Source organism: Sphingobium sp. (assembly GCF_035511395.1).
GTDB lineage: Bacteria > Pseudomonadota > Alphaproteobacteria > Sphingomonadales > Sphingomonadaceae > Sphingobium.
On record NZ_DATKFP010000421.1, the window covers coordinates 1 to 23845 of the forward strand.

General features: G+C 63.8%; 26 protein-coding genes. 12 read left to right on the forward strand and 14 right to left on the reverse strand.

Annotated elements, in window-relative coordinates:
- Positions 1–251: hypothetical protein (locus tag VMR39_RS28380; protein ID WP_325421541.1), on the reverse strand; the 251-nt coding region annotated here is incomplete at its 3' end.
- 368 nt (positions 252–619) lie between these two features.
- On the opposite strand from VMR39_RS28380, the gene VMR39_RS28385 reads away from it, so the two are divergent.
- Together VMR39_RS28385 and VMR39_RS28390 are read left to right on the forward strand one after the other, a co-directional pair.
- Complete coding sequence (locus tag VMR39_RS28385; RefSeq protein WP_325421543.1) at positions 620–1852, forward strand: winged helix-turn-helix domain-containing protein; 1233 nt, start codon at positions 620–622, stop codon at positions 1850–1852.
- Positions 1845–2033: a hypothetical protein gene (locus tag VMR39_RS28390; RefSeq protein WP_325421545.1), complete on the forward strand. Its 189-nt coding sequence runs from the start codon at positions 1845–1847 to the stop codon at positions 2031–2033. The genes VMR39_RS28385 and VMR39_RS28390 overlap by 8 nt, the downstream gene beginning before the upstream one ends.
- Positions 2034–2103: 70 nt before the next feature.
- On the opposite strand, the gene VMR39_RS28395 is transcribed toward VMR39_RS28390, so the two are convergent.
- Entirely contained in the window at positions 2104–3504 is a 1401-nt protein-coding gene (locus tag VMR39_RS28395) for an MFS transporter (protein ID WP_325421546.1), read from the reverse strand.
- A 124-nt stretch (positions 3505–3628) separates the two neighbouring features.
- Here VMR39_RS28395 and VMR39_RS28400 point away from each other — a divergent pair, with 124 nt between their 5' ends.
- The 5 genes from VMR39_RS28400 to VMR39_RS28420 all read left to right on the forward strand — a co-directional run bounded on the left by VMR39_RS28400 (position 3629) and on the right by VMR39_RS28420 (position 7678).
- Positions 3629–4441: an alpha/beta fold hydrolase gene (locus tag VMR39_RS28400; RefSeq protein WP_325421548.1), complete on the forward strand. Its 813-nt coding sequence runs from the start codon at positions 3629–3631 to the stop codon at positions 4439–4441.
- A 95-nt stretch (positions 4442–4536) separates the two neighbouring features.
- Entirely contained in the window at positions 4537–5451 is a 915-nt protein-coding gene (locus VMR39_RS28405) for a polysaccharide deacetylase (RefSeq protein WP_325421550.1), read from the forward strand.
- The gene (locus VMR39_RS28410) at positions 5451–6311 is read left to right on the forward strand and encodes an isocitrate lyase/PEP mutase family protein (RefSeq protein WP_325421551.1); all 861 of its coding nucleotides are present in this window, start codon (positions 5451–5453) and stop codon (positions 6309–6311) included. Before VMR39_RS28405 ends, VMR39_RS28410 begins: the two co-directional genes overlap by 1 nt.
- The gene (locus VMR39_RS28415) at positions 6301–6939 is read left to right on the forward strand and encodes an isochorismatase family protein (protein WP_325421553.1); all 639 of its coding nucleotides are present in this window, start codon (positions 6301–6303) and stop codon (positions 6937–6939) included. The genes VMR39_RS28410 and VMR39_RS28415 overlap by 11 nt, the downstream gene beginning before the upstream one ends.
- Positions 6932–7678, forward strand: a complete 747-nt coding sequence (locus VMR39_RS28420; protein WP_325421555.1) for an arylmalonate decarboxylase — start codon at positions 6932–6934, stop codon at positions 7676–7678. Before VMR39_RS28415 ends, VMR39_RS28420 begins: the two co-directional genes overlap by 8 nt.
- A 6-nt stretch (positions 7679–7684) precedes the next feature.
- On the opposite strand, the gene VMR39_RS28425 is transcribed toward VMR39_RS28420, so the two are convergent.
- Genes VMR39_RS28425 through VMR39_RS28435 form a run of 3 tightly spaced genes read right to left on the reverse strand, consistent with a single transcriptional unit; the run spans position 7685 to position 10186 of the window.
- A complete protein-coding gene (locus VMR39_RS28425) occupies positions 7685–8890 on the reverse strand; it encodes an MFS transporter (protein WP_325421558.1) in 1206 nt (401 codons plus the stop codon).
- Positions 8887–9150, reverse strand: coding sequence for a hypothetical protein (locus VMR39_RS28430; RefSeq protein ID WP_325421560.1), 264 nt, complete (start codon positions 9148–9150; stop codon positions 8887–8889). Before VMR39_RS28430 ends, VMR39_RS28425 begins: the two co-directional genes overlap by 4 nt.
- Positions 9143–10186: a class I SAM-dependent methyltransferase gene (locus VMR39_RS28435; protein ID WP_325421562.1), complete on the reverse strand. Its 1044-nt coding sequence runs from the start codon at positions 10184–10186 to the stop codon at positions 9143–9145. The genes VMR39_RS28430 and VMR39_RS28435 overlap by 8 nt, the downstream gene beginning before the upstream one ends.
- Positions 10187–10381: 195 nt before the next feature.
- Here VMR39_RS28435 and VMR39_RS28440 point away from each other — a divergent pair, with 195 nt between their 5' ends.
- The gene (locus VMR39_RS28440) at positions 10382–11605 is read left to right on the forward strand and encodes an FAD-dependent oxidoreductase (RefSeq protein ID WP_325421564.1); all 1224 of its coding nucleotides are present in this window, start codon (positions 10382–10384) and stop codon (positions 11603–11605) included.
- A 14-nt stretch (positions 11606–11619) separates the two neighbouring features.
- Positions 11620–12192, forward strand: coding sequence for a hydrolase (locus VMR39_RS28445; RefSeq protein WP_325421566.1), 573 nt, complete (start codon positions 11620–11622; stop codon positions 12190–12192).
- Here the strand turns inward: VMR39_RS28445 and VMR39_RS28450 are convergent.
- From VMR39_RS28450 to VMR39_RS28465, 4 genes are read right to left on the reverse strand one after another with little or no spacing between them, the layout of a single operon-like run.
- A complete protein-coding gene (locus VMR39_RS28450; protein ID WP_325421568.1) occupies positions 12185–13009 on the reverse strand; it encodes an alpha/beta hydrolase in 825 nt (274 codons plus the stop codon). The two genes, VMR39_RS28445 and VMR39_RS28450, sit on opposite strands and share 8 nt — an antisense overlap.
- Positions 13006–14121, reverse strand: coding sequence for a class I SAM-dependent methyltransferase (locus VMR39_RS28455; protein WP_325421570.1), 1116 nt, complete (start codon positions 14119–14121; stop codon positions 13006–13008). Before VMR39_RS28455 ends, VMR39_RS28450 begins: the two co-directional genes overlap by 4 nt.
- The gene (locus tag VMR39_RS28460; protein WP_325421572.1) at positions 14118–14423 is read right to left on the reverse strand and encodes a hypothetical protein; all 306 of its coding nucleotides are present in this window, start codon (positions 14421–14423) and stop codon (positions 14118–14120) included. The genes VMR39_RS28455 and VMR39_RS28460 overlap by 4 nt, the downstream gene beginning before the upstream one ends.
- Entirely contained in the window at positions 14423–15802 is a 1380-nt protein-coding gene (locus VMR39_RS28465) for an MFS transporter (RefSeq protein ID WP_325421590.1), read from the reverse strand. Before VMR39_RS28465 ends, VMR39_RS28460 begins: the two co-directional genes overlap by 1 nt.
- Positions 15803–15930: 128 nt before the next feature.
- Here VMR39_RS28465 and VMR39_RS28470 point away from each other — a divergent pair, with 128 nt between their 5' ends.
- Both VMR39_RS28470 and VMR39_RS28475 read left to right on the forward strand, forming a co-directional pair.
- The gene (locus tag VMR39_RS28470) at positions 15931–16770 is read left to right on the forward strand and encodes an alpha/beta fold hydrolase (RefSeq protein ID WP_325421574.1); all 840 of its coding nucleotides are present in this window, start codon (positions 15931–15933) and stop codon (positions 16768–16770) included.
- The gene (locus tag VMR39_RS28475) at positions 16760–18064 is read left to right on the forward strand and encodes a M24 family metallopeptidase (protein ID WP_325421576.1); all 1305 of its coding nucleotides are present in this window, start codon (positions 16760–16762) and stop codon (positions 18062–18064) included. Before VMR39_RS28470 ends, VMR39_RS28475 begins: the two co-directional genes overlap by 11 nt.
- On the opposite strand, the gene VMR39_RS28480 is transcribed toward VMR39_RS28475, so the two are convergent.
- From VMR39_RS28480 to VMR39_RS28495, 4 genes are read right to left on the reverse strand one after another with little or no spacing between them, the layout of a single operon-like run.
- Positions 18061–18471, reverse strand: a complete 411-nt coding sequence (locus tag VMR39_RS28480) for a DUF1801 domain-containing protein (protein ID WP_325421578.1) — start codon at positions 18469–18471, stop codon at positions 18061–18063. The genes VMR39_RS28475 and VMR39_RS28480 overlap by 4 nt on opposite strands.
- A gap of 44 nt (positions 18472–18515) precedes the next feature.
- Complete coding sequence (locus VMR39_RS28485; RefSeq protein WP_325421580.1) at positions 18516–19883, reverse strand: FAD-dependent oxidoreductase; 1368 nt, start codon at positions 19881–19883, stop codon at positions 18516–18518.
- A gap of 11 nt (positions 19884–19894) precedes the next feature.
- Positions 19895–20482, reverse strand: coding sequence for a 3-isopropylmalate dehydratase small subunit (gene leuD, locus VMR39_RS28490; RefSeq protein ID WP_325421582.1), 588 nt, complete (start codon positions 20480–20482; stop codon positions 19895–19897).
- Positions 20479–21870, reverse strand: a complete 1392-nt coding sequence (locus VMR39_RS28495; protein WP_325421584.1) for a 3-isopropylmalate dehydratase large subunit — start codon at positions 21868–21870, stop codon at positions 20479–20481. The genes leuD and VMR39_RS28495 overlap by 4 nt, the downstream gene beginning before the upstream one ends.
- A gap of 93 nt (positions 21871–21963) precedes the next feature.
- On the opposite strand from VMR39_RS28495, the gene VMR39_RS28500 reads away from it, so the two are divergent.
- Positions 21964–22719 (forward strand): GntR family transcriptional regulator, encoded by a 756-nt coding sequence (locus VMR39_RS28500; protein WP_325421586.1) that lies wholly within the window; start codon positions 21964–21966, stop codon positions 22717–22719.
- 7 nt (positions 22720–22726) lie between these two features.
- Here VMR39_RS28500 and VMR39_RS28505 read toward each other — a convergent pair.
- Positions 22727–23845 (reverse strand): CaiB/BaiF CoA-transferase family protein (locus tag VMR39_RS28505; RefSeq protein WP_325421588.1); only part of this gene is annotated, 1119 nt, incomplete at its 5' end.

A 23845-nucleotide genomic window follows, 5' to 3' on the forward strand; every position in this document is an offset into this window, starting at 1 on the left:
TTGGCCACATAAACCACTCCATTGTGATGTGCGAGGCTGATCGGGAACGTACCGCCGCTCGGCTCGACATCCACGCGCGTAAGACTGAAGTCCGAGTTGATGCGGAAACTGGTGATATCGTTCGTCCCGGCATTGACGACGAGCAGAATCTTTCCGTCCACCGCCAGCATCGAATCTTCCGCAATCAGTGAATTCAGGCGCGGCGGCGGCGAAGTGAGAGCGGCACGGCCGAGGCCGCCCGTTTCATACATGTCGAGAGGCTCAAGCTGCCCATCTGCACGACGGCCGAACCCGACCACCCAGTTCCCGCCGGGACCATTATTGTTCGTTCCCGCATAGACCGCGCCGATATAGTTGGGTCCAGGCGATGTCGGGGGCGTAGGCGGAGGCGATGCGGGTGGCGGGCCACCAGAAGTTATTATTCCATCTTCGTCTCCACAGCCGCTCAGCAAAAGGCTCATCGCCACGATGGCCATCCCGATGCACCAACTATTCCTGGTTCGCATGGCACGTCCCCTGAAACCGATTAAAGATCGATCTTGTCAACGCTCCCGGCCTGGGTCCATGATGAAGACCTGATGATTTCTGTGACATCACGGCATGGGTGAGGGCATGGAAGATGGAGCGAACGCTCTCCGGAGATCCGATCAAACTCGCGAATTTGCAGGGTTTCAACCTCGGCAGCGGAAAGGTGATGCCGTCTGCGCGGCATATCCAGGGGCCGATGGGGCGTGCAGTGATGGAACCGCGCATGATGCAGGTGCTGGTGCTGCTGGCCACGCAACCGGATCAACTCGTCACCCGCGACATGTTTCTGGCGCGCTGCTGGAACGGCGTGCCGGTCGGGGACGACAGCCTGAATCGCGCGATCGCCGGGGTTCGCCGCGCACTGCGCGAGAGCGTTGGAGATACGGTCAGCGTCGAAACCGTCCCGGCATCTGGCTATATGCTGAGGACAACCGACGACGCGGCAAGCACCGCCGCGATCAAGGCCGGATGGCGGTCTTGGAAGCTGGGCCTGCCGGATGTGGATCATTCAACACTCAACCTGCTTCGTAAAGCGGCAGGTATCTCGCCTGATCGCGCCGATGTGCATGGCATGTTGGCACTGATATTGCGTAACGCTGCGGAATATGCGGACCTTGAACTCTGCCACGATCTGGTAATGGAATGCGAAGCGGCCGCATTGAAGGCGCTCGCGCTGGACCCTGGTGAACGACAGGCTCGGATGGCGCTGATTGGAATCGCCCCCCTGTTCGGCGACTGGACGCCACGGCGCGAAAAACTGTTGGCTATGCTTGAGGAAATACCCGATAATCTCGTTGCGATTCATGATCTTTGTATGCTCGAAATGGCCACGGGCAGGGCGCGAGCTGCCGCGGCCTTGAGCGGTCGCCTGATTGCACATGCGCCGTTGGCCGCCACATTTCATTACAAGCGCACCTATCAACTATGGGCCACTGGCGATGTGCCGGAGATGGATCGGGTTGCGGATCGGGCCATGCAGCTTTGGCCGGGCCACTCCGCCAACTGGTTCGCACGCTTCTGGAGCCTTGCATTCACCGACCGGCCCCGTCAGGCAATGCAGCAGCTCAATGACGCTCTGCGTCCGAACATACCTTCGTCAGCCCTGGCCGCGCTGGAGCAAACGCTGCTTTCGATCATGGATCCGGCTGACGCAGCGGCGCGTGAATTGGCGATCCGCAGTAACCTCGCGGCAGCAGAGCGCGGTCCCGCGCAAAGCCTGGCGGCAATCATCCACTTATCGGGCCTTGGCGAAACAGCAGCCGCGTTTCAGGTAGCGGGAAGGATATTATCTGCGACGCGGCGCAATCAGCGTTGGCTTGCATAAGACCGCCGCCGATCCTTCCATCACGGATCAACATCGCCGCGTCACTCAATTGCTGTTCCTGCCCGTTACCAAGCCGCTCCGCGACGATACCCGTTTCCTGCCGCTATGCGAAGAGATGGGACTGACAGCCTACTGGAACGCGGCCGGCGTGACGCCCGACTTTCTCTCATCTGCTCCGTAACGACTTGAACATATCGTCGACCTGCTGACAAATCATTCGATCGTGATTTACCATGCCCGGCCTTGTTCCGTCATTTATCCCGGAGTTCGATCAACGCCTTTTCATCCAGCCGATAGAATAGCATCAGGCTCATGCTGATGCAGATCAGTATGGCGGGGATCAAAGAAGCCCCTGCATAGAGACCAGCCACCGCGGATACCGGTTGCGCGATCAATTTACCGCCGATGGTCGGGATGTAACCGGAAAAGGAAAGCACCATGCCTGATACAGCCGCACCCAGAGCAAAACCGAGTTTTTCGACAATGGTATAGACCCCGGAAAATATCCCTTCTCGACGAAGCCCTGTACGCAGACGGTCATATTCCATGATGTCGGGAAGCATGGCGATACTCAGCAACGTGGTGCCGGACGCGGCAAGGCCATTGAGCGCGCCCCGCCACCAGATTTCAGGCAGGCTAAGACCAGGCCCGGTGAAGAACCAGCTACCGTAAACGATCGCCAGACTTACCGATGCCACAACATAGGCGTTTCGCTTGCCAATGCGCCTGGCTGCACGCACCCAGAAGGGAACCGCGATCGCTGCGACGACATTCTGGACCACGGTCAGGTGAATAAGGCCGGCATAACCGACTTTTGCAACGTTAAGCAGAAATAGCAACTTGGTCGTGTTGATAACAGCTATCGCCATGAACTGGACGATCTTGATCGACATCAGCAGCACGAAGGGACGGTTGGTCAGCAACGCCCGCATCGCATCACCCCTGCTGATATGGCTGGTCGACTGTACTTGAACAAAGCGAGCATTCTTCGTCCCCACAAAACAGGCGAACATGGTCACGGTGAGGATTGCGCCAGTGGCACCCCCCATCACCGCATAACCAAGGCTACCCCCGCCTGCCCAACTGATGAGCGCGGCGGTACCTGCCGAAGAAATGATCTGGCCAAAGGTAATGAAAAAGGCGCGAAAGGAAAAGAGCCGCGTGCGCTCATGATAGCCATCCGTCATTTCGCCCGCCATGGCGACGTAGGGAACGGAAAAGAGCGAATAGCCGGTTGAATAGACCACGAGCGCCATGCCCATCCAGATGACGAGGCCCGCGCCTTCCAGCTTGGGCGGCATGAAGATCAGCAGGAAAGACATGCCCGAGATCAATGCGCCCACGAGCAGATAGGGACGGCGACGCCCCCAGCGACTGCGTGTTCGGTCGCTGACCATGCCGATCACGATGTCGGCCACCGCATCATAGAGTTTCGAGACGGTGAGCAGCAGGCCCGCAAGTCCCGCCGACTGACCCAGCACTGTCGTCATCAGCGCCGGGAAGAACGTCGTGACAGTGTTCAGCAGGATCGCGATCCCCAATGAACCGATACCGAAGCCGACACAGAGGCGGGTCGGCAGGCGATCCTCGATCGATGGGGTCACAATCGTTGCCGGCACACAGGCCTCCTTGAAGGATGAAAGCGAAAGCATGCACGCTTTGCGCGAGGGCCGACGGACGGATCGGGGACCATCCGCAGGGCGGATAGGCGCTTACCGGCTCCGCGGCGATCGAAATCCACACGCTAATTCCAGATGAGATATCAGGGAGACCGGCATGACTATCCGCCGACATTATGCCGACGGCCGCTGGGGCCAGATCCATCTGCGGATTGACAGGAGCGGTAGCGTGACTGCTCCGCCGCTGTTGATGCTGCATCCCACGCCCAAATCTGGCTGGATATGGGAGCCGCTGATCCCTGCGCTTGCTGTAGGGCGCGCGGTAATAGCTCCCGACACACCAGGCTATGGCGCCAGCGATCCGCCGCCCACCCCTGCGTCCATCACGGAGCTGGCAGATGAGATGCTGGACCTGATGACGAACCTGGCGCGGAAGGGCGTCATTCCGCTGGGGCCGTTCGATGTCGTGGGCTATCATACAGGGTCAGTGATCGCGGTCGCGATGGCCAATACCGCGCCGGATCGCGTGCGCCGTATCGTGCCTGTTTCTCTTCCGCTTTACGATATCGCCGAGCGTACCGCCCGCATGACGCGCATAAAGGCGGGGCCATCGCTGTCCGACGATGGCAGTCATTTGTCGGCCATGTGGGATCATATGCAGACCCTGTTCGATCCGCGCATCGACACCGGCTGGAAGCAGGAATCGCTCGCCGAAAATCTGCGCAGCGGCGCGCGCGCCTATTGGGGCTATGCCGCGGTCTATGGCTATGATCTGGCCACCGCCCTGCCCCGGTTGACGCAGCCGGTGCTTCTTATCGCGCCAGAAGACGATCTGTGGGAACCGACACAGCGGGCCGCGCCGCTGATCCCCAATGTCACCCTGACGCCTATGCCCGGTGCGGGACATGGCCTGTTCGTGCTGGAGCGCGATACCATTGCGGCGATGATCGACGCATTTTTGGCCACATAATGATCATTCTATTCGCCCTGCGAGGAAAATGCCATCCCCTTTTGTCCTCGTCCTATTGGTTCGTTAGATAGCCGTTCCGCGCAAGGAGGTTTCCCATGGACTATGACTATATCCCGCTCCCCGCCCGTCAGCCGCTCAAATGGCCCGACGGCAAGCAGGTCGCGCTGATCCTGACATTCAACCTGGAAACCTGGGATCTGACGAAGGATACCGACAAGCCCTATTATGCGGGCGGCCCGTCGATCCTGCCCGATATCCTGCCCGGCAACACGCCCGATTTCCCCAATTTCACCTGGCGCGAATATGGCCAGCGGGTCGGCATCTGGCGCCTGTTCGACCTGTTCGACGAACTGGGCGTGCCGGCGTCCTGCACCACCAACGCCGTCACCTTCGAACGGCGCAAGGCGATGACCGACGCCGTGCTGGAGCGCGGCTGGGAATTGCTGACCCATAATTGGGAGCAGGGCGAGCTGCTGACCAATTTCGCGCAGGACCCGGCGAAGGAGCGGGAGGTAGTGACCCGCACGCTGGAGCAGTTCGAAAAATTCACGGGGCGCAAGTCCAAGGGCTGGCTGTCCTCCTCGCTGCGCGGCACGTTGCAGACGGCCGACATTCTCGCCGAATATGGCGCGACCTTCTACTGCGACATCATGAACGACGATCAGCCCTATCTGCTGAAGACGCCGCATGGCCCGATCGTGTCGGTCCCCTATTCGAACGAGATCAACGATTTCACCTTCATCACGCGGAAGAACTACACGACGGACCAGTTTCGCGACGCGCTGATCGAGGAACTGGACGTGCTCTATGCCGAGGGTGCAAAGACCGGGCGGATCATGAATGTCGGCCTGCACCCGCATGTTTCCGGCCGCGCCCATCGCGTGCGGGCGCTGCGCGAGTTCATCGAACATGCCAAGTCGTTGCCGGGTGTGTGGTGGACCACGCGGGAGGAGATTGCCGACTGGTATCTCCAGAATCACGAAAGCCATATTCCGGGGCAGCTCGGCTGATGGACCATATCGCCGCCCTTCGTGCGCTGATCGCGCCCGGCGGGCGGCTGCTGTCCGTGCCGGGATGCTGGGACGGCCTGACCGCCCTGCTGGTCGAGAAGGCCGGTTTTCCGGCCGCCTTCGTGACCGGCGGGGGCATCGCCATGGGGCGCTTCGGTCAGCCGGACATCGGCCTTGTTACCGCAACCGAGGTAATAGACACGATCGCAGCGATCCGCGACCGGGTGGAAATTCCGCTGATCGCGGACGGCGACACCGGTTTCGGCAATGCGCTGACACTGGCCCGCACCGTGCGCGGGTTCGAGCGGGCGGGCGCGAGCGCGATCCAGATCGAGGATCAGGGCTTTCCCAAACGCTGCGGCCATATGGCGGGCAAGACCGTGGTTCCGATTGGCGAGGCGGTCGGGCGCATTCGCGCGGCGGTGGACAGTCGGGACGAGATGCTGGTGATCGCGCGCACCGATGCGCTGGCGATCGAGGGGCTGGATGCAGCGCTGGACCGGGCGGAGGCCTATCTGGAGGCGGGCGCGAACATGATCTTCGTGGAAGGGCCGCGCGACATGGCTGAACTGGACGCGGTGTCGGCGCGCTTCGCCGGGCGCGTGCCGCTGATCCACAATCTGGTCGAAGGCGGCGTCACGCCGACCAGCGACGGACACATTCTGGAACGTGGGGGTTTTCGGGTCGCGCTGCACCCCCTGCTCCTGATGCACGGCCTCGTAGCCGCCGCCCCCGGATGGCTGGCGCACCTGGCCGTGCATCGCACCACCGACGGACTGCCGCTGGCTCGACTGTCCGACATGAACGCGCTGACCGGCGCGGCCGATCTCATTGCCTGGGGAGACGATCATGCAGGATGACCTGCAAGAGGATTATGCCGCCGCCGGTTTCGGTGGACGTTTGACGTTCGGGAAGCGGCCTGTATTGCTGATAGTTGACGTGGTGATGGCCTATCTGAAGCCCGCATCGCCGCTCTATGCCGGGGTCGAGGTCGCGCTTGCCTCCAACGAGCGGCTGGCCGCTGCCGCGCGGGATGCTGGTGTGCCGGTGATCTTCACCAATGTCGTCTATGAACCGGGCGGTGCGGATGGCGGCATGTTCTTCCGCAAGGTACCCGCGCTCCGCGCCTTCACGCGCGGATCACCGGACGGCGCCTTTCCCGACACGCTGCAACCGCGCGCGAACGAGATGGTGATTTCGAAACAATATCCGTCCGCCTTCTTCGGCACCTCGCTTGCCTCCACGCTGCACGCGATGGGCGTGGACACGGTGATGGTCACCGGATTTTCGACCAGCGGCTGCGTGCGGGCGACAGCGCTCGACGCGCTGTGCCACGGCTTTGCGCCTTTCGTGATCCGCGAGGCGTGCGGCGACCGGGACGCACGGCCGCATGAGCAGAATCTGTTCGATATGGCCGCAAAGATGGCCGAGGTGGTGAGCGAAAAGGACGCCATCGCCCTGATGCAGAAAGGGTATAGCCATGGGTGACGTGCTGGGGTGGCGGAAGAAGTTCGGCGTGCTGGGGCCATCGACCAACACGGTGGTGCAGCCGGATTTCGACGACCTGCGCGTGGCGGGCGTCACCAACCATTATAGCCGCATCATCGTGGAGGACGCCAAGGCGCTGTCCGACGAAAGTTTCATGGCGGGGACGCTCAAGATCGATGAGGCAACCCATGATGCGGTGCGTGGCGTGATGACCTGCCGCCCCGATTTTCTGGTCATGGGCATGTCAGCGGTGACCTTCTATGGTGGCGCGGAAGGGTCGGCGCGATGGTCGAAGGCGGTCGAAGATGTCGCCGGCGTCTCGCTCTGCACCGGTGCCCAGTCGCTGATCGCCGCCTTCAACGCCTATGGCGGGATCAGGAAGGTGGCGCTGCTGTCGCCCTATTATCCCGTCGCCAATGCGGAGGTCGCCAATTTCATGAGCGACCATGGCGTGACCGTGGTGCGCGACACGCCGCTGCGTTGCCCTAGCTGGACGGCGATCGCGGAAGTGCCGCCGACGCGGCTGCGCGACACGGTGCTGGCACTGGACGGCGACGATGTCGATGCGATCGTGCAGGTCGGCACCAACCTGTCGATGGTGCGCTTTGCCGCGGCGGCGGAACTGTTTCTGGGCAAGCCGGTGATCGCGATCAACACCGCGACCTACTGGAACGCGCTGCGCATGAACGGGATCATCGACAAGAAGGAAGGATTCGGCCGGTTGATGGCCGAGTTCTGACGTCTCTCAGCCGGCGCGCAGGCGGGCCGCTAGCACGGCCAGCGCGCCGGAGAGGATGAGCGGCACGGCGAAGCTCAGGAACACAGCCCAGAGCGGGAGCTTTGCGGCCAGCAACATGCCGCCGAGCGCTGGTCCCAATATCGCACCGCCCCGGCCGATGCCTACTGCCCAGCCGGTGCCGCTGCTGCGCGTTTCGGGCGGATAAAGCTCTGCGCAAAGCGCGTAGAAGCCGCTGAATCCGCCCTGAAGGGTAAGGCCGATAGCGAAGGCGATGAACAGGATCAGGACGAGCGGCAAGGGCGCGGAAAAGAGCAGCAGCAGGATGGCCGCGCCGCCAAGGAAGAAGCGGATCAGCCGTGCGATCGGCGTGCGGATTGCAAGCCATCCGATAGCGGTGGCGCCAACGCAACCGCCAAGATTGAAGATGGTCCCCGCCCACAGGGCAGCGCCGGGCGCGAGGCCCGCTTCGATGGCGAGGCGCGGAATCCAGCTGGTGATGAAATAGAGGACGGCAAAACCGGCAAACGTCGCGCCCCAGAGCGCCAGGGTCGATCGCCAGCGTCCCGCGACGAAGAGCGCGCCGACCGGCGGCGTGGCGCTGCGGCTCTCCCTACCCGCATCTAGGAAGCGGCGGGATTCAGGCAGGCCCAGCCAGGCGATGGGCAGGACCGCGAGGCTGATGCAGCCGGCGCCAAGCAATGTCGCCTGCCAGCCCAAGGCCGGGATCGCGGCGATGCTGGCCAGACCGGTAAGAACCGCGCCGATCGGATAGCCCGCCTGAAACAGGCCGATGGCAAAACTGGTCCTGCCCGGCGGCGCATATTCGGCTGTCAGCGCGGCAATGCTGGCAAGCAGGGTGCCGATGCCGATACCGGCAACAATGCGCGCGATCAGGAAAGGCGTGAGGCTGCTCGCCAGGCCCGTACCCAACATGCCCGCCGTCATCATCAGGAGAGCCATCAGCACGATCGGACGTCGCCCGATGCTGTCGGCAAAGGGCGCGACCAGCAGGCAACCGATCACCATGCCGGCAAGCCCGGCGCTGAAGACCAGCCCCATCATTTCGAAGCCGATCGCCCAGTCCGCCGCCATGGCTGGCGCGACATAGGACATGATGAGCACGTCCATGCCGTCGAGCGCATTGATGAGGGTGCAGATGGCGACGACCCGGCGGCGCAGCGGCGTCCATCCCCTGTCGATAGGCCCGCTCATCGTGCGCCATCCAGAGCGGTCGCCACCGCCTCGATCAGCCGGTCGCGCTCCGCATCCAGCCGTTCCTGAAATGCCGGATCGGGCGTGAAATCGTCGATCATCGCGGCCACATCGATGCCCCGGTCAGCAAGGACCGTTTCCAGCACCATCTGGCGGTCGCGCATGACCCATAATTCACGCGCCAGCGCCAGAACGGCGTCGGCCACCCGGTCCAGCGACGCGGGCGGCAGGATCGTCCGGTTGGGCGTCGGATCACCCATGTTTACGGCCCACCACAAAATGGGGGTTGCCCATCGGCGGCAGGCCGGTCGCTGTGACGTCGACAAAACCCGCGGCCCGCGCGCTTTCGCCCAGGTCCATCTGCGCCGACGCGCGCCAAAAGGGTTCGCCGCCCCATTTCGCCGCCCAGTCGAAACGCCAGGCGGCCAGCCGGTCCAGATCGGCATAGCGCGGCACATCCGCCATCAACAGCATCCCGCCTGGCCGCAGCATTCGCCAGGCTTCCGCGAACCATCGGTTGATGATGCGCGGCGGCAGTTCATGATGGACGGCGTAGCTGGTGACGAGGTCCATGCTCTCATCGGGCAGGCCGCTATCCTCACCCACCCCGACCCGCAAATCCCAGCCATGGCCCAGCCCGTTGCCGACCCGCCGCGCCTGTTCGAGCATCCGTCGCGATGGATCGATGCCGATGATCTGTGCCTCCGGAAAGCGTTCCGCCAGCGCGACCGTGTAGTGACCGCTGGACGTGCCGAATTCGACGATGTCGCGCGCGGTGAATTCTCCCAGCGCCTCCAGCACCCGACGGCGCTGGGCATAGATGTCGCCCGGATAAATGCGCGAGACATAGCGGCGATGCACCAGTTCGCCGTGGACATAGCCATTATAGCGCGAAGCGTCCCATCCGCCCCGCGTGCGATGAAACCAGACTTCCGACCAGTAGCGTGGCTTGGCGGCGCCTTCGTCCGTCAGGGTCGAGGCGCCCTGCTCCAGCTTGTCCAGCGCAGTGGCGGCAATGTCCACCACCTCATCTAACGCCTCCTCGCACACCCGGCCATGTTCGCGTGCGCTCCAGTCACCGAGCCAAGCGCGGGTCGTCCATGGCCGCACGTCGCACAGCGTCTTGTCGATCAGCGCATGGCGCGCATCCATATCGTCAGGCAGCGTTTCGGCGGTGACGCCCCTCTTCGCCAGAACGCCCTCACATGCCTGCTGACGCCTCTGCGCGGCCAGCCGCACGCCCACCTCGAAATCGATGAGGGCGCGTCCGCGCTGTTTGATGGGAATGTCGATCATGCGCGCCTCCAGATGCGCCAAGACGGTCATCCAAGAATCGACCCGCGGCAATCACGCACGCGATTCTGATCGCAGGCCGAACAGATCGCACAGGACAGCCCCCAATTTATCGGCCTGCGGATAAAGCTGGCAGACGGGTCGCAGCTAGAGCCGCCGCTTCCTAGCAGATGGGTGACCATAGATTTCAGGGGACTTATGACCGATCCGCATATCAAACAGGCCGGCGAACGGGTGCAGGTGGTGATCGCCGGCGCAGGCCCCGTCGGATGCGTCGCGGCCACCTATCTCGCGCAGCGCGGCATCGATGTGATGCTGGTGGAAACGGGCCCGGATTGCGCGCAGGACATGCGCGCGTCCACCTTCCATGCGCCCACGCTGGAGATGCTCGACACGCTGGGGTTCACCGAAAAGCTGTTCGAGCGCGGCCTGAAAGCCCCCATCTATCACTGGCGCGACCGGCGCAGTGGCGACATACTGTCCTTCGACATGACGGAGATTGCCGACGCCGTCCGCTATCCCTTCCGCATCCAGTGCGAACAATATCATCTCGCCCGCATGATGGCGTCCGCACTGGAGGAACTGCCCGCCGCGCAGGTGCTGTTCAACCACCGGCTCGTCCATCTGGAACAGGATGGCGATGGCGTCACCCTGTCGCTGGAAACGCCCAACGAGATCCGCACCGTGCGGGCCGATTATCTGATCGGGGCGGATGGCGCATCCTCCATTGTGCGCAAGTGGCTGGGTGTCGGCTTCGATGGCTTCACCTATCCCGAGAAATTCCTGTGCCTGACCACCGAGACGCCGCTGGAAGAATATCTCCCCGGACTGGCGCCGGTGAATTATGTGTCCGATCCCGACGAATGGCTGGTGCTGCTGCGCGTGCCGACGCTCTGGCGCGTGCTGGTGCCGGCGAATGATCTGGATGAATCGGTCGACCTGCGATCCGATGCCAAGAAGAACGCGGTGTTCGACGGGCTGACCGGCGATGGCGCGGCGGTCGAAACATTCCACCGCACCGTCTATCGCATCCACCAGCGCGTCGCGAAGCAGTTCCAGGTCGGGCGCGTCTTCCTGATGGGAGATGCCGCGCATCTCAACAATCCGCTGGGCGGATTCGGCATGAACAGCGGTATCCATGACGCCTTCAACCTGTGCGAAAAGCTGGTCGAGGTGATCCAGAACAAGGCCGATCCCGCGTTGCTCACCCGCTATGACCGGCAGCGGCGGCAGATGACGCACGACTTCATCCAGAGCCAGACGATCCAGAATATGGAGCTGATGCGCGGTGGCCAGTCCGAAGCGCACAAGTTGCAGCGCGCGAAGATGGAGGCGCTGGCCAATGATCCCGAAAAGCGCCGCGCCTATCTGTTGCGGCAGGCGATGGTGACGAGCCTAGAAGACGCGGCCGCGATCGATTGACGAGAGGAACCGGCATGGACATCGACCCCACCCGCACCGCGCTGGTCGCGATCGACCTGCAAAAGGGCATCGTTGCGAGCAGCACCGCGCCGCACGCATCCGCCGATGTGGTCGCACGCAGCCGCGCCATCGCCGATGCGCTGCGGGCGGCCGGTGGCACCGTGGTGCTGGTGACGGTCGATTTCCACAAGGGTTTCGTTGATGCGCTGGCGCAGCCGGCCGACATCGCCTCGCCCCGTTCGCCCGACGGGCCGCCCGCCGATTTCGCGGATATCGTGCCGGAACTGGGCGCCCATGACGGCGACCTGCGTATCATCAAGCGGCAGTGGGGCGCCTTCCACGGCACGGAACTGGATCTTCAACTGCGCCGTCGCGGCATCGACACGATCATCCTTACTGGCATCGCCACGCATATGGGCGTGGAATCGACCGCCCGGTCGGCATGGGAGCATGGCTATCGCCTGATCTTCGCGGAGGATGCGATAGCGAGCTTCAGCGACATGCTGCACGATTTCCCGATCGCGCATGTCTTCCCGCGCCTGGGGCATGTGCGCACAAGCAAAGACGTGGTCGCCGCGCTCAGCTGAGCGTGGCGACGATCGCCTCCGCCTTCGCCGAAAGCCCTGATTCGACCGGCACGAGCCGGCAATCGGGCGCGGCCTTCGCCAGCGCTTCAGCCTGCGCGCGCAGGCCCGGTATCTCGCCTATCGCGTCGAGCAGGAAGAAAGGGCGCTCCAGCCTCTCCAATCGCGCGCGCGTGGGATAGGCGAAGGCCGCGCGATAAGCGTGGTGATAGGTGCCCAGCGCTTTCAGCACCTCCATCGCCGCGCGGTGGAGCGCGTCCGCATCGGGCACCGCGCGCGTCATGAGGCGATGCGCGGGGTCGCGGGCATAATGGGGAAAGTGCAGCGCCTGATCGCGGACGAAATGGAAGGCCCAGAGCAGGTGGGCGCCATAGTCGTCGGGCTGCACCTCGGGCGCATAGCGTTCGATCAGTTCGTCCCGCAGTGCGCCTTCATATTCGCCGATGCCGTCTGCAATGACGGCCGCCACGCGATCGGGGTGGCGGACGCCCGCTTCCACGGCGATCCGCGCGCCCGTATGCGCGCCGTAGATGTTCGCCCGGTCGATACCAAGAGCGTCCATCAGGCGGACGAGCGCATCGGCATAATCGGCCATGTCAGGCGACTGCGCCGCCAGCGCCGCGCTGTCGCCATTGCCCGGCGTGTCGGGCGCGATCAGCGCGGGGGCTTTGCCGGTCGTCGTCAGCGCTTCGATCAGCGGCGCCAGATTGGCCGACGATCCGGGCGAGGCATGGAGCAGGAGCAGCGGTGTGCCGTTCCCTTCGACATGGCGATAATGGATCAGCCCTTCAGCGACACGGGCAAAGGCGCGGTCGATCATGCCCGGCCCGACGCCACGAACCAGGAACCGAACACGCCCTTCGACGTCTGACCAAAGCCGCCCTGCCCCGGTTGCGGATCGCCCCGCGCCGCATCCTGATAGCCGGTCGCGACATCGGTGAAGCCCGCCTGTCGCATCAGCGCGTCATAGTCGGCGCTGATCGCCGCGCGCCAGGCCGGTTCGTTGTTGTAATCCGCCTCGATCTGCCCCCGGATACGGCCCCAAAGGTCCATCGCCTCATAGCGCTGGGGCACTTCCAGATGGATGGCGACGCCGCCCGGCGCGAGCAGTCTGCGGCTTTCGGCGAGAATGCGGGGGATCGCATCGGCCGAGGTTTCGTGCATCAGCACGGCGGAGAAGACGAGGTCGAAACTGCCGTCAGCAAAGCGCGTACCTTCCGCATCATCCTGCGCCAGATGCACAGCCGCACCCATCGACGCGGCGCGCGCGCGGGCATAGCGCAGCATCGACGCCCCAAGATCGATGCCGTGGATTTCGGCTTGCGGGAAAGCCTGGGCCAGCGGCACGAGGCTGGCGCCGACGCCGCAGCCCAGTTCCAGTATCCGGCGCGGTGCAAAGTCTGGATAGCGGGCGAAGAGATGCGCCAGCACGGTGCGCCCGCGGCCATCGTTCAGCAGACCGCCATTGCGCCCCAGCATATAGACCGCGCCGCCGCGATCCATGATCGCGCCCTGCAACACGCCGCCTTCGTCATGCTGGTAACCGCCCGGCATCAGGTGGACGTCACGGCTTTCGATATAGGCGGGCAGGCCCGCATCCTCTGGCAGCGCGACCGAACCCGCTTCATGCACAGCTGCCTTCGCGTTCAGCGCATCGCCCTGCCGCGCGACGCTGGTGGCGATCGAGTCCCACAGCATTTCCTGCGATGTGCGCCGCAGGCTGGCCCAGGCGCGGAAACTATCCTGTTCGTGCAGCGCTTCGTAGAGCCTTTCTTCGCGCGCATTGCTCTGCGCGCCCGGATCGAGCCGGGCGGCGAGCATGCGCTGATGCGCCTCCACGTCGCCGCCGATCCAACTCTTCAAGTCACGGATGAACAATTGTTCGGCCAGTTCGTCATGGCTAGCCTGCGGCAACATGGGATGGGCGGTCATGCGGAAGGCTCCTCCTCATGGGCGGCCCGCTCGGCATCGTCTTTCAGCGGGCGGAAGACCTTGGCAATCAGGCGCTGGCGGTTCGCGTCCCGCTCCTGCGCAGCCATGGCGTCGGGCGTATATTCCTCGATCGCCGCGCGCGGCACCATGCCCGATGCGTCCGCCAGCCGCTCCAGCGTGTCGAGCCGTTCGCGCGTCATCGCCAGTTCCGACGCCAGCGCCGCGACCATGGCGAGTAGCCGGTCCTCCGCCGAAGACTGGCCCGGCACGCTCAGGCGGCGATTGACGGGTGGACGGGCCATTATCGCGCGCTCCTCAAGGTCATGCTGCGTTCGTCGAGCGGGTAGAAGCGCAGCACGACCACGCTTGCCAGCAGGAAAGCAGTGGAAAAGACGCAATAGACCAAAGTGATGCCGGTGATGGCGCTTTGCGGCTGTTCGATCGTCTGGTGGCCGGTCGACTGGATATAGCCGAACAGACCCAGGATGATGCCGGTCAGCGATGCGCCGATCGCCTGCCCCAGTTTCTCGACCAATATATAGACGCCCGCGAAGCTGCCCTCGCTGCGCTGGCCGGTGGCGAGATATTGATAGGCGATGGTGTCGGGCAGCATCGACTGGCTGATCATCACGATCCCGCCATTGCCGAACCCTGCGAGCAGGCCGATGCCGCCGATGATCCAGCCATGGGTGCCGGGGCCGAAAGGGAGCCAGCTGGCCCAGATGAGTGCGGTGAACAGCCCCGCGATCGTATAGGTCTGCCGCTTGCCATAGGTGCGAGCGCACCAGAGCCAGAGCGGCTGGACCAGAACGGTGCCGATGGTGAGCGTCGCGTAGATGATGCCGAGCCAGGCGTCGCTCATCTCCAGCCGTCGCTGGACGAAGAAGGCAGCGGAGGCGGTATGCAGGCCCGCCGCGCTCATCAGCATCAGCTTTGCCCCCTGCAATATCATGAAGGGGCGGTTGCGCGTCGCGAGTTTCAATTGCTGGCGATAGGGGAGATGATTCTTGTCTATTTCGCGGTGACGCGCGGGCGCGGTCAGGAAGAAGCATCCCATCAGCACGGCGAAGATCAGCAGGCCGACGATGATGCCCATCATCCGGTGCCCCATCAGGCCGCCACCGAACAGCGCGATCAGCGAAGCCGTGGCCCAGCCCCCGACCAGATTGCCCAGCGCGCCGTTGATGACGCGGAAGGACATGAGTTTGGATCGCTCATGCGGATTGTCGGTCATCTCCGCCGGCATCGCCATATAGGGCACGGCGAAGACGGCATAGGAACTGGCGTGCAGGATCAGCAGGCCGGCAAGCAGCGCGATCGCGCCCGACCGATTTTCGATCACCGGCGCGTTGAAGGCGAGCATGAATGTAAGGCCGCAGGCGAAGGCTCCGGCCAGCAGGAAAGGCCTGCGACGGCCCCAGCGCGATTGGGTGCGATCTGAAAAGCCACCGAAGATCGGATCGGCGATCGCGTCATAAATCTTCGCAAGGGCGAAGACGGTGCCCGCTATGGCGGCGGGAACGCCCATATAGTCGGTCATGAAGCGGAGCAGCAGATAGCTGCCGACCATGAAGGCGGTCAGACCCATGGTGCCCAACCCCCATCCGAACTGGAGGAGAAAAGGCAGGCGGTCCGTCCTCGGATCGGCCTGGCCCATGGAGGCGGAGTTGGGGGTAAACATCTGGGTCACGACCATAGACAATCATGGCGGTCGGCAAGGCGCATCAAGGGTCGCCTTTCTATCCACCTGACGATCAATTGTGCGGGTTGGGCGGCGCGCAATGCTATCATGGCGCTTATGGAGCAGCTATGACCGCAGCACGCAACGGCTATACCGACGCCCGGTTCGGGCAACTCCACTATCTGGAGGGGCGCCCCGATGCGCCTGCGCGCCGCACCCTCGTCCTACTGCATCAGAACCCGTCCAGTTCCGAGGAATATCGTCACCTTCTGACCGAGATGGCGAAGGACCGGCGCGTCGTCGCGTTCGATACGCCGGGATTCGGCATGTCCGCCCGTTCCGACCGGCCGCTGGCCATTGCCGATTATGCCGCCTCCTTTGCGGAGGGGATGGCCGCCATGGGGCTGGACGAGCCGGTCGACCTGTTCGGATTTCACACCGGCACCTTCCTGGCGATCGAACTGGCCGGGCTGCTGGGCGAACAGGCGCGGCATATTGCTCTGTCAGGCATTCCTTTCCGCCCCGAAGCGGAGCGACGCGAGCGGCTTGGCCAAATTCATGCAGTGCAGCCGCCGACCGACGATGGCGATGCGATCTTCACCCGTCTGCGCTGGCTGTGGGACTTCACAGTTGCGCAGCGCACGCCCGGCATCCCGATCGAGCGGGCGGCGCAGATCTGGGCGGAGCGTGCCAAGCCGCTGCACCGTTACTGGTGGCCCTATGAGGGCGTATGGACCTATCCAGTCGAGGAGCGGCTGGCGCAGATCACGCAACCCGTGCTGATCGTGCAGCCGCACGAGCCACTGCTGGAACATAGCAGGGCCGCCGCCCAACTGATCCCCGATGCGCGCGTCGTGGAACTGCCGGGCATGGACCGCGATATTTTCGAACCCGAAGGCGGCGTATTGCGTATCGCGCAGGCGTTGCGTGCCTTTTACGATGAACAGGAACCGACTCATGCTGCTTAACCGCGCCCGCGCCAACGCCATCATGGATCTGCACGGCCTCGACGGGCTGGTCGCGGCCTTTCAGGAGAATATCTACTATCTCTCGGACTATTGGGGCTCCATGTTCCTGATGTCGCGCAACTACACGCTCTATGCGTTCCTGCCGCGCGACGAGAGCAAGCCCGCCGCGCTCATCATGCCGGGCACGGGTGTCTATCATCTGGAACATGCGCCGACATGGATGCCCAATGTCGCGACCTTCATCACCCGCATCGCGCCCAAGGCGATCCCCGAACGCGACTTCGAATTTTCGACCGAGGAACTGATCGAGGAGCCGGTTTCCGGCGGCGATCAGGTCGTGACGGCGGAGGCCGTCAAGGACGCGCCGCTCACCCCTTATCCGACGCGGCCGGGCGCGCCGATGGCACAGCGCGACCAGCAGTTGCTCGACCGCTACGCCATGCATCGCGGCGGCGCTGAGGTAACGGCCTGCCGCGCACTGGCGGGCGCGATCCGGGCGGCGGGGCTGGAAAAGGGGCGGCTTGGCTTTGACGATCCGCGCGTGCTGGGCTGGCTGCAACAGGTGGGGTTGGACGATCTGCGCGGCGTTGATGCGCTCAACATCTTCAAGCAGATCCGCATGGTGAAGAGCCAGGCGGAGATCGAGCTGCTGAAAACCGCCGGTCGCATGAGCGAAACCGCGATCAATGCCGTGGTGGACGCGATGGAGGTCGGGATGCCGCTCGACGAGTTGGGCCGCATCCACGCCCTTTCCATGGCGCAGCAGGGCGGGCGATCCGAATGGATCATCGCCAATATCCGCGGCCTTGCGACCGGGGTGGTGGAGCCGAACGAACTCATCAAGCTGGATTCGGTGGGCAGCTGGCAGCAATATCGCGGCGATGTCGGCCGGTCCGTCTATTTCGGCACGCCGACCGACGAGATGCTGCGCCGCTTCGACGCGGTGAGCGCGGCGCTGCGCATCGCCTATGAGGCGATCCGGCCGGGCAAGAGCTTCAAGGAAATCGTCGACCTGACATTGAAGTCGGTGCATGAGGCGGGCTTCCCCGGCTTCGTCATTGCCGGCCCGCATTCGGTGGGCCTGGAACATACCGATCATCCGGTGTCCGTGGGGCCGGAAATGCCCGGACATCACCCCCTCGTCTTCGAAGAGAATATGGTCTTCACCCTGGACATGCCCTATCATGAGTTCGGCTGGGGCACGACCCATGTCGAGGACATGATGATCGTGCGGGCCAATGGCTGCGAGCCGATCACGTCGATGGACACGGCCCTGCGCGTGAAGCCGATCTAACTGGGCGGCGGGCCTTCGCCGAGCCATTCCAGCCGACCCTTCCGCTTCACGATATTCTTGTAATCCCACTGAATGGTGCGCGCCTCCGCGAGCCATAGTCGCAGCTGGTCGCGGTCGATATCCGCAGGGGAGACATAGCGCTTCTCTGCCGCCTTGAACGATCCTTCGACCGTCAGCCCCGGCTGCGCAAAGGACTGGCCGCTCCAGAAGAGCAGGCGGATGCCGCCCTTCAGTCTGCTGTAGCCGACGACGGGATTGCCATCGAGAAACCAGACCGGATGGGCGTGCCAAATCCTGCTTACCGCGTCGGGAAAAGCGCAGTCGATCTCATCGCGCAGGATGTCGCAGACCAGCCGGTCATCACCGATCTGCGCATCATGATAGGCCGTGATCGTCGCATCCGCCATGAATGCAAGGCTATCGTCTGTGGCTCCGGCGATAAAGACGGTTTCTAGCCAACCGCCAGCCGCGCTGCCGCTCGCCCGGCCAGTTTCCCCAGCGTCGTTGCGGCGAGCAGGCCATTCCCGGCCAGATAGCCGTTCGCGCCCGGCCCGGATATGCCCCGCGCTGCGCCGCCGCCCGCAAACAGATTGGGGAAGGACGATCCATCCGCCTTCAGCACGCGCGCATCGCGGTCGACCACAAGCCCGCCCTGCGTATGGAAGAGCGCGCCCGTCACCTTGGCGGCATACCAGGGTCCGGCCAATTCGGGTTTGCCGCCGAAATCGCGGCCGAAAGGATCGCTCGCTTCACTGCGCGTCATGGCGGCCACGCCCTCGACAGTCGTGGTGAGCGGCTCGACCGGCAGGCGCACGGCTCCGGCCAGTTCCTCGACTGTGTCTGCCCACACCACCGCGCCTGCGCCCAGCGCTTCGCGATAATCGTCGAAATCGAGCATCAGCTCATGCAGCCTTTGGTCGAAGATCGACCAGGCGACATGGCCCGGCTGCGCATTCACCTTCGCCGCCTGCTCGGAATAGCCAGCCGCCTCGTTGGAAAAGCGCAGGCCATCCGCGTTCACCTGAAACCCGCCCTCCATGATGAGCGGCCATAGGATCGGCACACCATGCCCTGCCGCCAGACCGCCATGCCCCTGATAGGCGCCGAGGTCAGCGACCGCCGCGCCCAGTTCCTCGCCCCAGCGCAGCGCGTCGCCCTTGTTGCCGGGATGGCCGTGGAAGACCGCCTCCGCCATGTCGGGGATATGGCGCGCGACAAGATCGGCCGCGCCGCCAAAGCCCGAACAGGCCAGGATCAGCGCGTCGCAGCTGATCGATTCGGTCGTGCCGTCAGGGCGCTCGACGCTCAGTCCGGTGATACGGTCGCCTTCGCGAGTCAGGTCACGCGCGGTCGCCTCCGTCAACACCATGATACCTGCCCGCTCGGCCGCCGATTCCAGCGCCGCCATCAATTCGCCGCCAGTGCGGTGGGGCGTGCCGTACATGCGCTGTGCGCTGTGGCCGGGATAGAGGAAGCCCCCGATCAGGGCCAGTGGCACGCCATGGCCGTCGCGCAGCCAGGCGACGGTGTCGGCGGATTCTTCCGCGATATGGCGGGCCATGGCGGCATCGGTCGCGCCCTTGGTCTTGGCCAATATGTCGGCGGCGAAACGCTCCGGGCTGTCATCGATCCCCTCGGCCGCCTGTTCCGGGGTTCCAGCGGCGGGGATAAGTCCGGTGGACATGGCGGTGGAGCCGAGCGGCGTCGGATCGCGCTCGATCACCAGCACCTCCGCGCCAAGGTCGGCAGCGGCCAGCGCGGCGGCCAGGCCCGTTCCACCTGCACCGATGATCACGACGGGGACATGGATGGTGTCCATGGAAAAACTCCTTACAGATAGGCCCAGGGGCGTAGCGTCCGGTCATGCGCGCGAAAGGCGGTGATGGCGCCGGCCTGCAACAGCGTAAGCCCGATCTCATCCAGACCGTCGAGCAGCATGGCCTTTGCCTCAACATCGATAGCGAAAGTCCAGCGGCGACCATCGGTCGCCGTAACGCTCTGGTTTGGCAGGTCGACGGTCAGCCGGCCTTGCGCTTGCGCAAGCGGCGTCGCATCCAGTTCGACCGGGACGATGCCGTTGCGCACGCAATTGGCGCGAAAGATCGGGTTGAAGCTGAATGCCACGATCACGCGGAATCCATATTCCGCCAAGGCCCAGATGGCATGTTCCCGGCTGGACCCACAGCCGAAATTGGCGCCGCCGAGCAATATCTGCGCGCCAGCATAGCCAGGCTGATTCAGGACGAAGTCTGGATTGGGCGTCCGCCCTTCCATATACCGCCATCCGGCGAACAACCCCTCCGCCAGCCCGATCTTGGATACGGATGTCATCTCACGCGAAGGAATGATCGCGTCGGTGTCCACATTGTCGCGGATCAGCGGCACGGCAATGCTGGTCAATGTCTTGAACCCGGTCATGATTGCGTTTCCAACTGGGAGGGATCTGCGATGCAGCCGGCAATAGCCGACGCCGCCACGGTTTCGGGCGACGCAAGGTGCGAGCGGGTTCCCGGTCCCTGACGACTTTCGAAATTGCGGTTGGTGGAGGTGACGACGCGTTCCTGTGCGCCGAAATGCTCGCCGCCGGCGAAGAAACACATGGAGCAGCCCGGCTCGCGCCATTCGAAGCCCGCATCTATGAAGATGCGGTCGATCCCTTCCGCCTCGGCCGAGGCCTTCACCTGCCCCGATCCGGGAACACAGATGGCACGGATGCCCGGCGCGACATGGCGTCCTTTCAGGATCGCCGCCGCGCGGCGCAGGTCCGACAAGCGACTGTTCGTGCAGGAGCCGATAAAGGCGGCATCTATCGGCTGACCCAGCATCGCCGCACCTTCGTCCAGGCCGATATATTCGCGCGCACGTACCGACGCCTCGTCACTGCCCGGCGGGACATGACCGATCAACGGCACGCTGTGCTGCGGGCTGTTGCCCCAGCTGATCATGGGCGCGACATCGGCGGCATCAATATTCAGTTCCGCGTCGAAAGAAGCGTCCGCATCACTTGTCAGCGCCCGCCAGCAGGAAACTGCTGCATCCCATGCTTTGCCCTTTGGCGAAAAAGGTGCATCCCGAAGGTAAGCGAACACCTTTTCGTCCGGCGCGATGATCGCGGTGAAAGCGGAAAATTCGGTCGCCATGTTGCAGAGGGTAAGCCGCCCCTCCACGTCCAGCGCGCGAACCGCTTCTCCCGCATATTCGACGACATGCCCTTTCGCTCCAGCCGATCCGAAGCGCGCCAAGAGATGCAACGCCAGATCCTTGGGCGTTACGCCGAGGCGGAGCACGCCATTAACTGTCACGCGCATCGTTTTGGGCCGCTTCACCCGCAGCGTGCCGGTGGCGAGCGCATGTTCCGCCTCGCTCGAACCGATGCCCCAAGCGAGGCCACCCAGCGCGCCCTGGCTGCATGTATGGCTGTCCGGGCAAACGAGGCTGAGGCCGGGCAGGATGATGCCCTGTTCGGGTGAGATTACATGCACGATGCCCTGACGCGGATCGCCAAGGTCGAACAGGGTTATGCCTGCCGCCAGCGACGCTTCGCGTGTCGTAACGATGAAATCGCGGCCGGTCGGCATGATGGTCCGGTCGCCGCGCCCCGGCAGCGTGTCGACGACATGATCCATCGTCGCGAACACCTGGCGGGGCGCCATGATCGACCGCCCTGCTTCCGCCAGGCTCTTGAGCGCAATGCCGCCGGTTCGTTCATGCAGCAATATCCGGTCGATCAGGATCAGATCGCTGGCCTCCCCCAGCGATTCGACCCGATGCGCGTCCCAGATCTTTTCGAAGATCGTTCTTCCCATGCCGCGATGATAAACGCGCCGGCCTTTATTTGCCATATCAATATAACAAATAAACCGCTTGGCGAGCATAAGGAAGTGCGGCAAGCCCACCACATGGCATCCACCCGACGCGCCGGCCGGTCCAGCGGCATACCCCTCTATCAGCAGATATTCCTGACGCTTCGCGATGAAATCACATCGGGCAAGCGTCCGATAGGATCAGCCGTGCCAACCGAGCATGAAGTCGCTGTGCAATTCGACGTGTCGCGTATCACCGCGCGCCGGGCTCTGGACGAACTGGCGGCCAAGGGACTGGTCGAACGCAAACGCCGTGTAGGCACGCGCGTCATCTTTCAGGAACAGACCGTCCCGATCGAGGCGAATATCGACCAGGCGGTCGAATCGCTAATCGCCTTCGGCCGACGGACGCGCGTCCGCGTCGTGTCGTTCGAACGGGAAATCGCCAGCCCGGAGATCGCAGAGCTGCTGGACCTGTCCGATGGCACGATGGTCGTGCGGGCGTTGCGCGTTCGCTTTCTCGACGATTTACCGCTGGGCGCGATCGAGAGCTTCGTGCCCGAACAGGTGGCAGGCGCGCTCAACGGACGGGATCTGATGACGACGCCGCTCCTGGAACTGATCCGCACATCGGGCCACACCATAGGTGCAGCGAGCCAGACCGTGTCGGCGGTCGCCGCCGATCCGGCGCTCGCGGCCTTTCTTCAGGTGGAACCCCGCGCGCCTATTATCCGCATCGATCGATTGGTGCGCGGTCGGGATGACAAGCCGCTGCTCGCGACGATCGCCCAATATCGCGGCGATCGCTACCGGCTGACGGTAGATCTGGGCGCGCGCGCCGCGACGGATTGAACCGCCGTCAGGCCGCAGGCGAGACCGCCCAGCCTATCTCCTCCAGGATCGATCCGGCATCCGCGCCGGCTGCGGGAATATCGTGGCGCAGCGGAAGTCGCTCCCCGTCGAATTCTATCGGCAAGCCGGGCAGCATCGTCTTTTCTCCGCCAGGAATAGTGAGCGGGAGCAAGCCGCCGGCGGCCAGATGCGGATCATCGAACAATTCGTCTGGCCGGGCAATCGGCGCGAAAGGTAGTCCAGCGCCCTCTACTTTCTCGATCAGTTCCGCGCGGGTGAATTGCGCAAGGTGCGCGCGCACCCGTGGCAAGATAACGTCACGCGCCAGCACGCGCTGATTATTCTCAGCATAATCAGCATTTGCGCCAAGCTCGGCCAGGCCGAATGTTTCGCAGAACGTCTTCCATTGGCCATCACTGACCACACCAAGGAACAGTTGCTCGCCCTCCACCACCGTGTCGAACACGTCATAGATCGCCCAGGCGGAAATGCGCACCGGCATCGGCTGGGCGGCCTTACCCGTCACCGCCTTCTGCGCCATATGCTGACCGACCAGAAAAGCGGTCGTTTCGTAGAGTGCGCACTTGACTGTGCCGCCTTCCCCCGTCCTGTGGCGACGCTCCAGCGCGGCCAATATGCCAATCACGCCGAACATGCCGCCGGTGATATCGATTACCGAAGCGCCAGCACGCAACGGTCGTCCCGGCGGGCCGGTCATATAGGCGAGACCGCCCATCATCTGCGTCACCTCATCCAGCGCAGTCCGATGTTCATAGGGGCCGGACAGGAAACCCTTGGCCGAACAGTGGATCAGGCCGGGATTGTCGCCCTTGAGCGCGTCATAGCCCAGACCCAGTCGATCGAGCGTGCCGGGCCGGAAATTTTCGATCACGATATCTGCGCCGATGCACAGCGCGCGGGCGATGCCCAACCCTTCCTGCGACTTGAGGTCCAGACAGATGGAGCGCTTATTGCGGTTGAACATCGGGAAATAACCGGAGCCAGAGCCGAGCAGGCGCCGCGTCTGGTCGCCGCCCAGGGGCTCCACCTTCACAACGTCCGCGCCCAGATCGGCCAGGATCACGCCGGCCGACGGCCCCATCACCATATGCGTGAATTCGACTAC

Excerpts from the sequence above, each read along its gene's own strand:
- VMR39_RS28385 (WP_325421543.1), top strand. The coding sequence starts at position 620 with ATGGAGCGAACGCTCTCCGGAGATCCGATCAAACTCGCGAATTTGCAG.
- VMR39_RS28395 (WP_325421546.1), bottom strand. The coding sequence starts at position 3,504 with ATGCTTTCGCTTTCATCCTTCAAGGAGGCCTGTGTGCCGGCAACGATT.
- VMR39_RS28400 (WP_325421548.1), top strand. The coding sequence starts at position 3,629 with ATGACTATCCGCCGACATTATGCCGACGGCCGCTGGGGCCAGATCCAT.
- VMR39_RS28405 (WP_325421550.1), top strand. The coding sequence starts at position 4,537 with ATGGACTATGACTATATCCCGCTCCCCGCCCGTCAGCCGCTCAAATGG.
- VMR39_RS28410 (WP_325421551.1), top strand. The coding sequence starts at position 5,451 with ATGGACCATATCGCCGCCCTTCGTGCGCTGATCGCGCCCGGCGGGCGG.
- VMR39_RS28415 (WP_325421553.1), top strand. The coding sequence starts at position 6,301 with ATGCAGGATGACCTGCAAGAGGATTATGCCGCCGCCGGTTTCGGTGGA.
- VMR39_RS28420 (WP_325421555.1), top strand. The coding sequence starts at position 6,932 with ATGGGTGACGTGCTGGGGTGGCGGAAGAAGTTCGGCGTGCTGGGGCCA.
- VMR39_RS28425 (WP_325421558.1), bottom strand. The coding sequence starts at position 8,890 with ATGAGCGGGCCTATCGACAGGGGATGGACGCCGCTGCGCCGCCGGGTC.
- VMR39_RS28430 (WP_325421560.1), bottom strand. The coding sequence starts at position 9,150 with ATGGGTGATCCGACGCCCAACCGGACGATCCTGCCGCCCGCGTCGCTG.
- VMR39_RS28435 (WP_325421562.1), bottom strand. The coding sequence starts at position 10,186 with ATGATCGACATTCCCATCAAACAGCGCGGACGCGCCCTCATCGATTTC.
- VMR39_RS28440 (WP_325421564.1), top strand. The coding sequence starts at position 10,382 with ATGACCGATCCGCATATCAAACAGGCCGGCGAACGGGTGCAGGTGGTG.
- VMR39_RS28445 (WP_325421566.1), top strand. The coding sequence starts at position 11,620 with ATGGACATCGACCCCACCCGCACCGCGCTGGTCGCGATCGACCTGCAA.
- VMR39_RS28450 (WP_325421568.1), bottom strand. The coding sequence starts at position 13,009 with ATGATCGACCGCGCCTTTGCCCGTGTCGCTGAAGGGCTGATCCATTAT.
- VMR39_RS28455 (WP_325421570.1), bottom strand. The coding sequence starts at position 14,121 with ATGACCGCCCATCCCATGTTGCCGCAGGCTAGCCATGACGAACTGGCC.
- VMR39_RS28460 (WP_325421572.1), bottom strand. The coding sequence starts at position 14,423 with ATGGCCCGTCCACCCGTCAATCGCCGCCTGAGCGTGCCGGGCCAGTCT.
- VMR39_RS28465 (WP_325421590.1), bottom strand. The coding sequence starts at position 15,802 with ATGTTTACCCCCAACTCCGCCTCCATGGGCCAGGCCGATCCGAGGACG.
- VMR39_RS28470 (WP_325421574.1), top strand. The coding sequence starts at position 15,931 with ATGACCGCAGCACGCAACGGCTATACCGACGCCCGGTTCGGGCAACTC.
- VMR39_RS28475 (WP_325421576.1), top strand. The coding sequence starts at position 16,760 with ATGCTGCTTAACCGCGCCCGCGCCAACGCCATCATGGATCTGCACGGC.
- VMR39_RS28480 (WP_325421578.1), bottom strand. The coding sequence starts at position 18,471 with ATGGCGGATGCGACGATCACGGCCTATCATGATGCGCAGATCGGTGAT.
- VMR39_RS28485 (WP_325421580.1), bottom strand. The coding sequence starts at position 19,883 with ATGGACACCATCCATGTCCCCGTCGTGATCATCGGTGCAGGTGGAACG.
- leuD (WP_325421582.1), bottom strand. The coding sequence starts at position 20,482 with ATGACCGGGTTCAAGACATTGACCAGCATTGCCGTGCCGCTGATCCGC.
- VMR39_RS28495 (WP_325421584.1), bottom strand. The coding sequence starts at position 21,870 with ATGGGAAGAACGATCTTCGAAAAGATCTGGGACGCGCATCGGGTCGAA.
- VMR39_RS28500 (WP_325421586.1), top strand. The coding sequence starts at position 21,964 with ATGGCATCCACCCGACGCGCCGGCCGGTCCAGCGGCATACCCCTCTAT.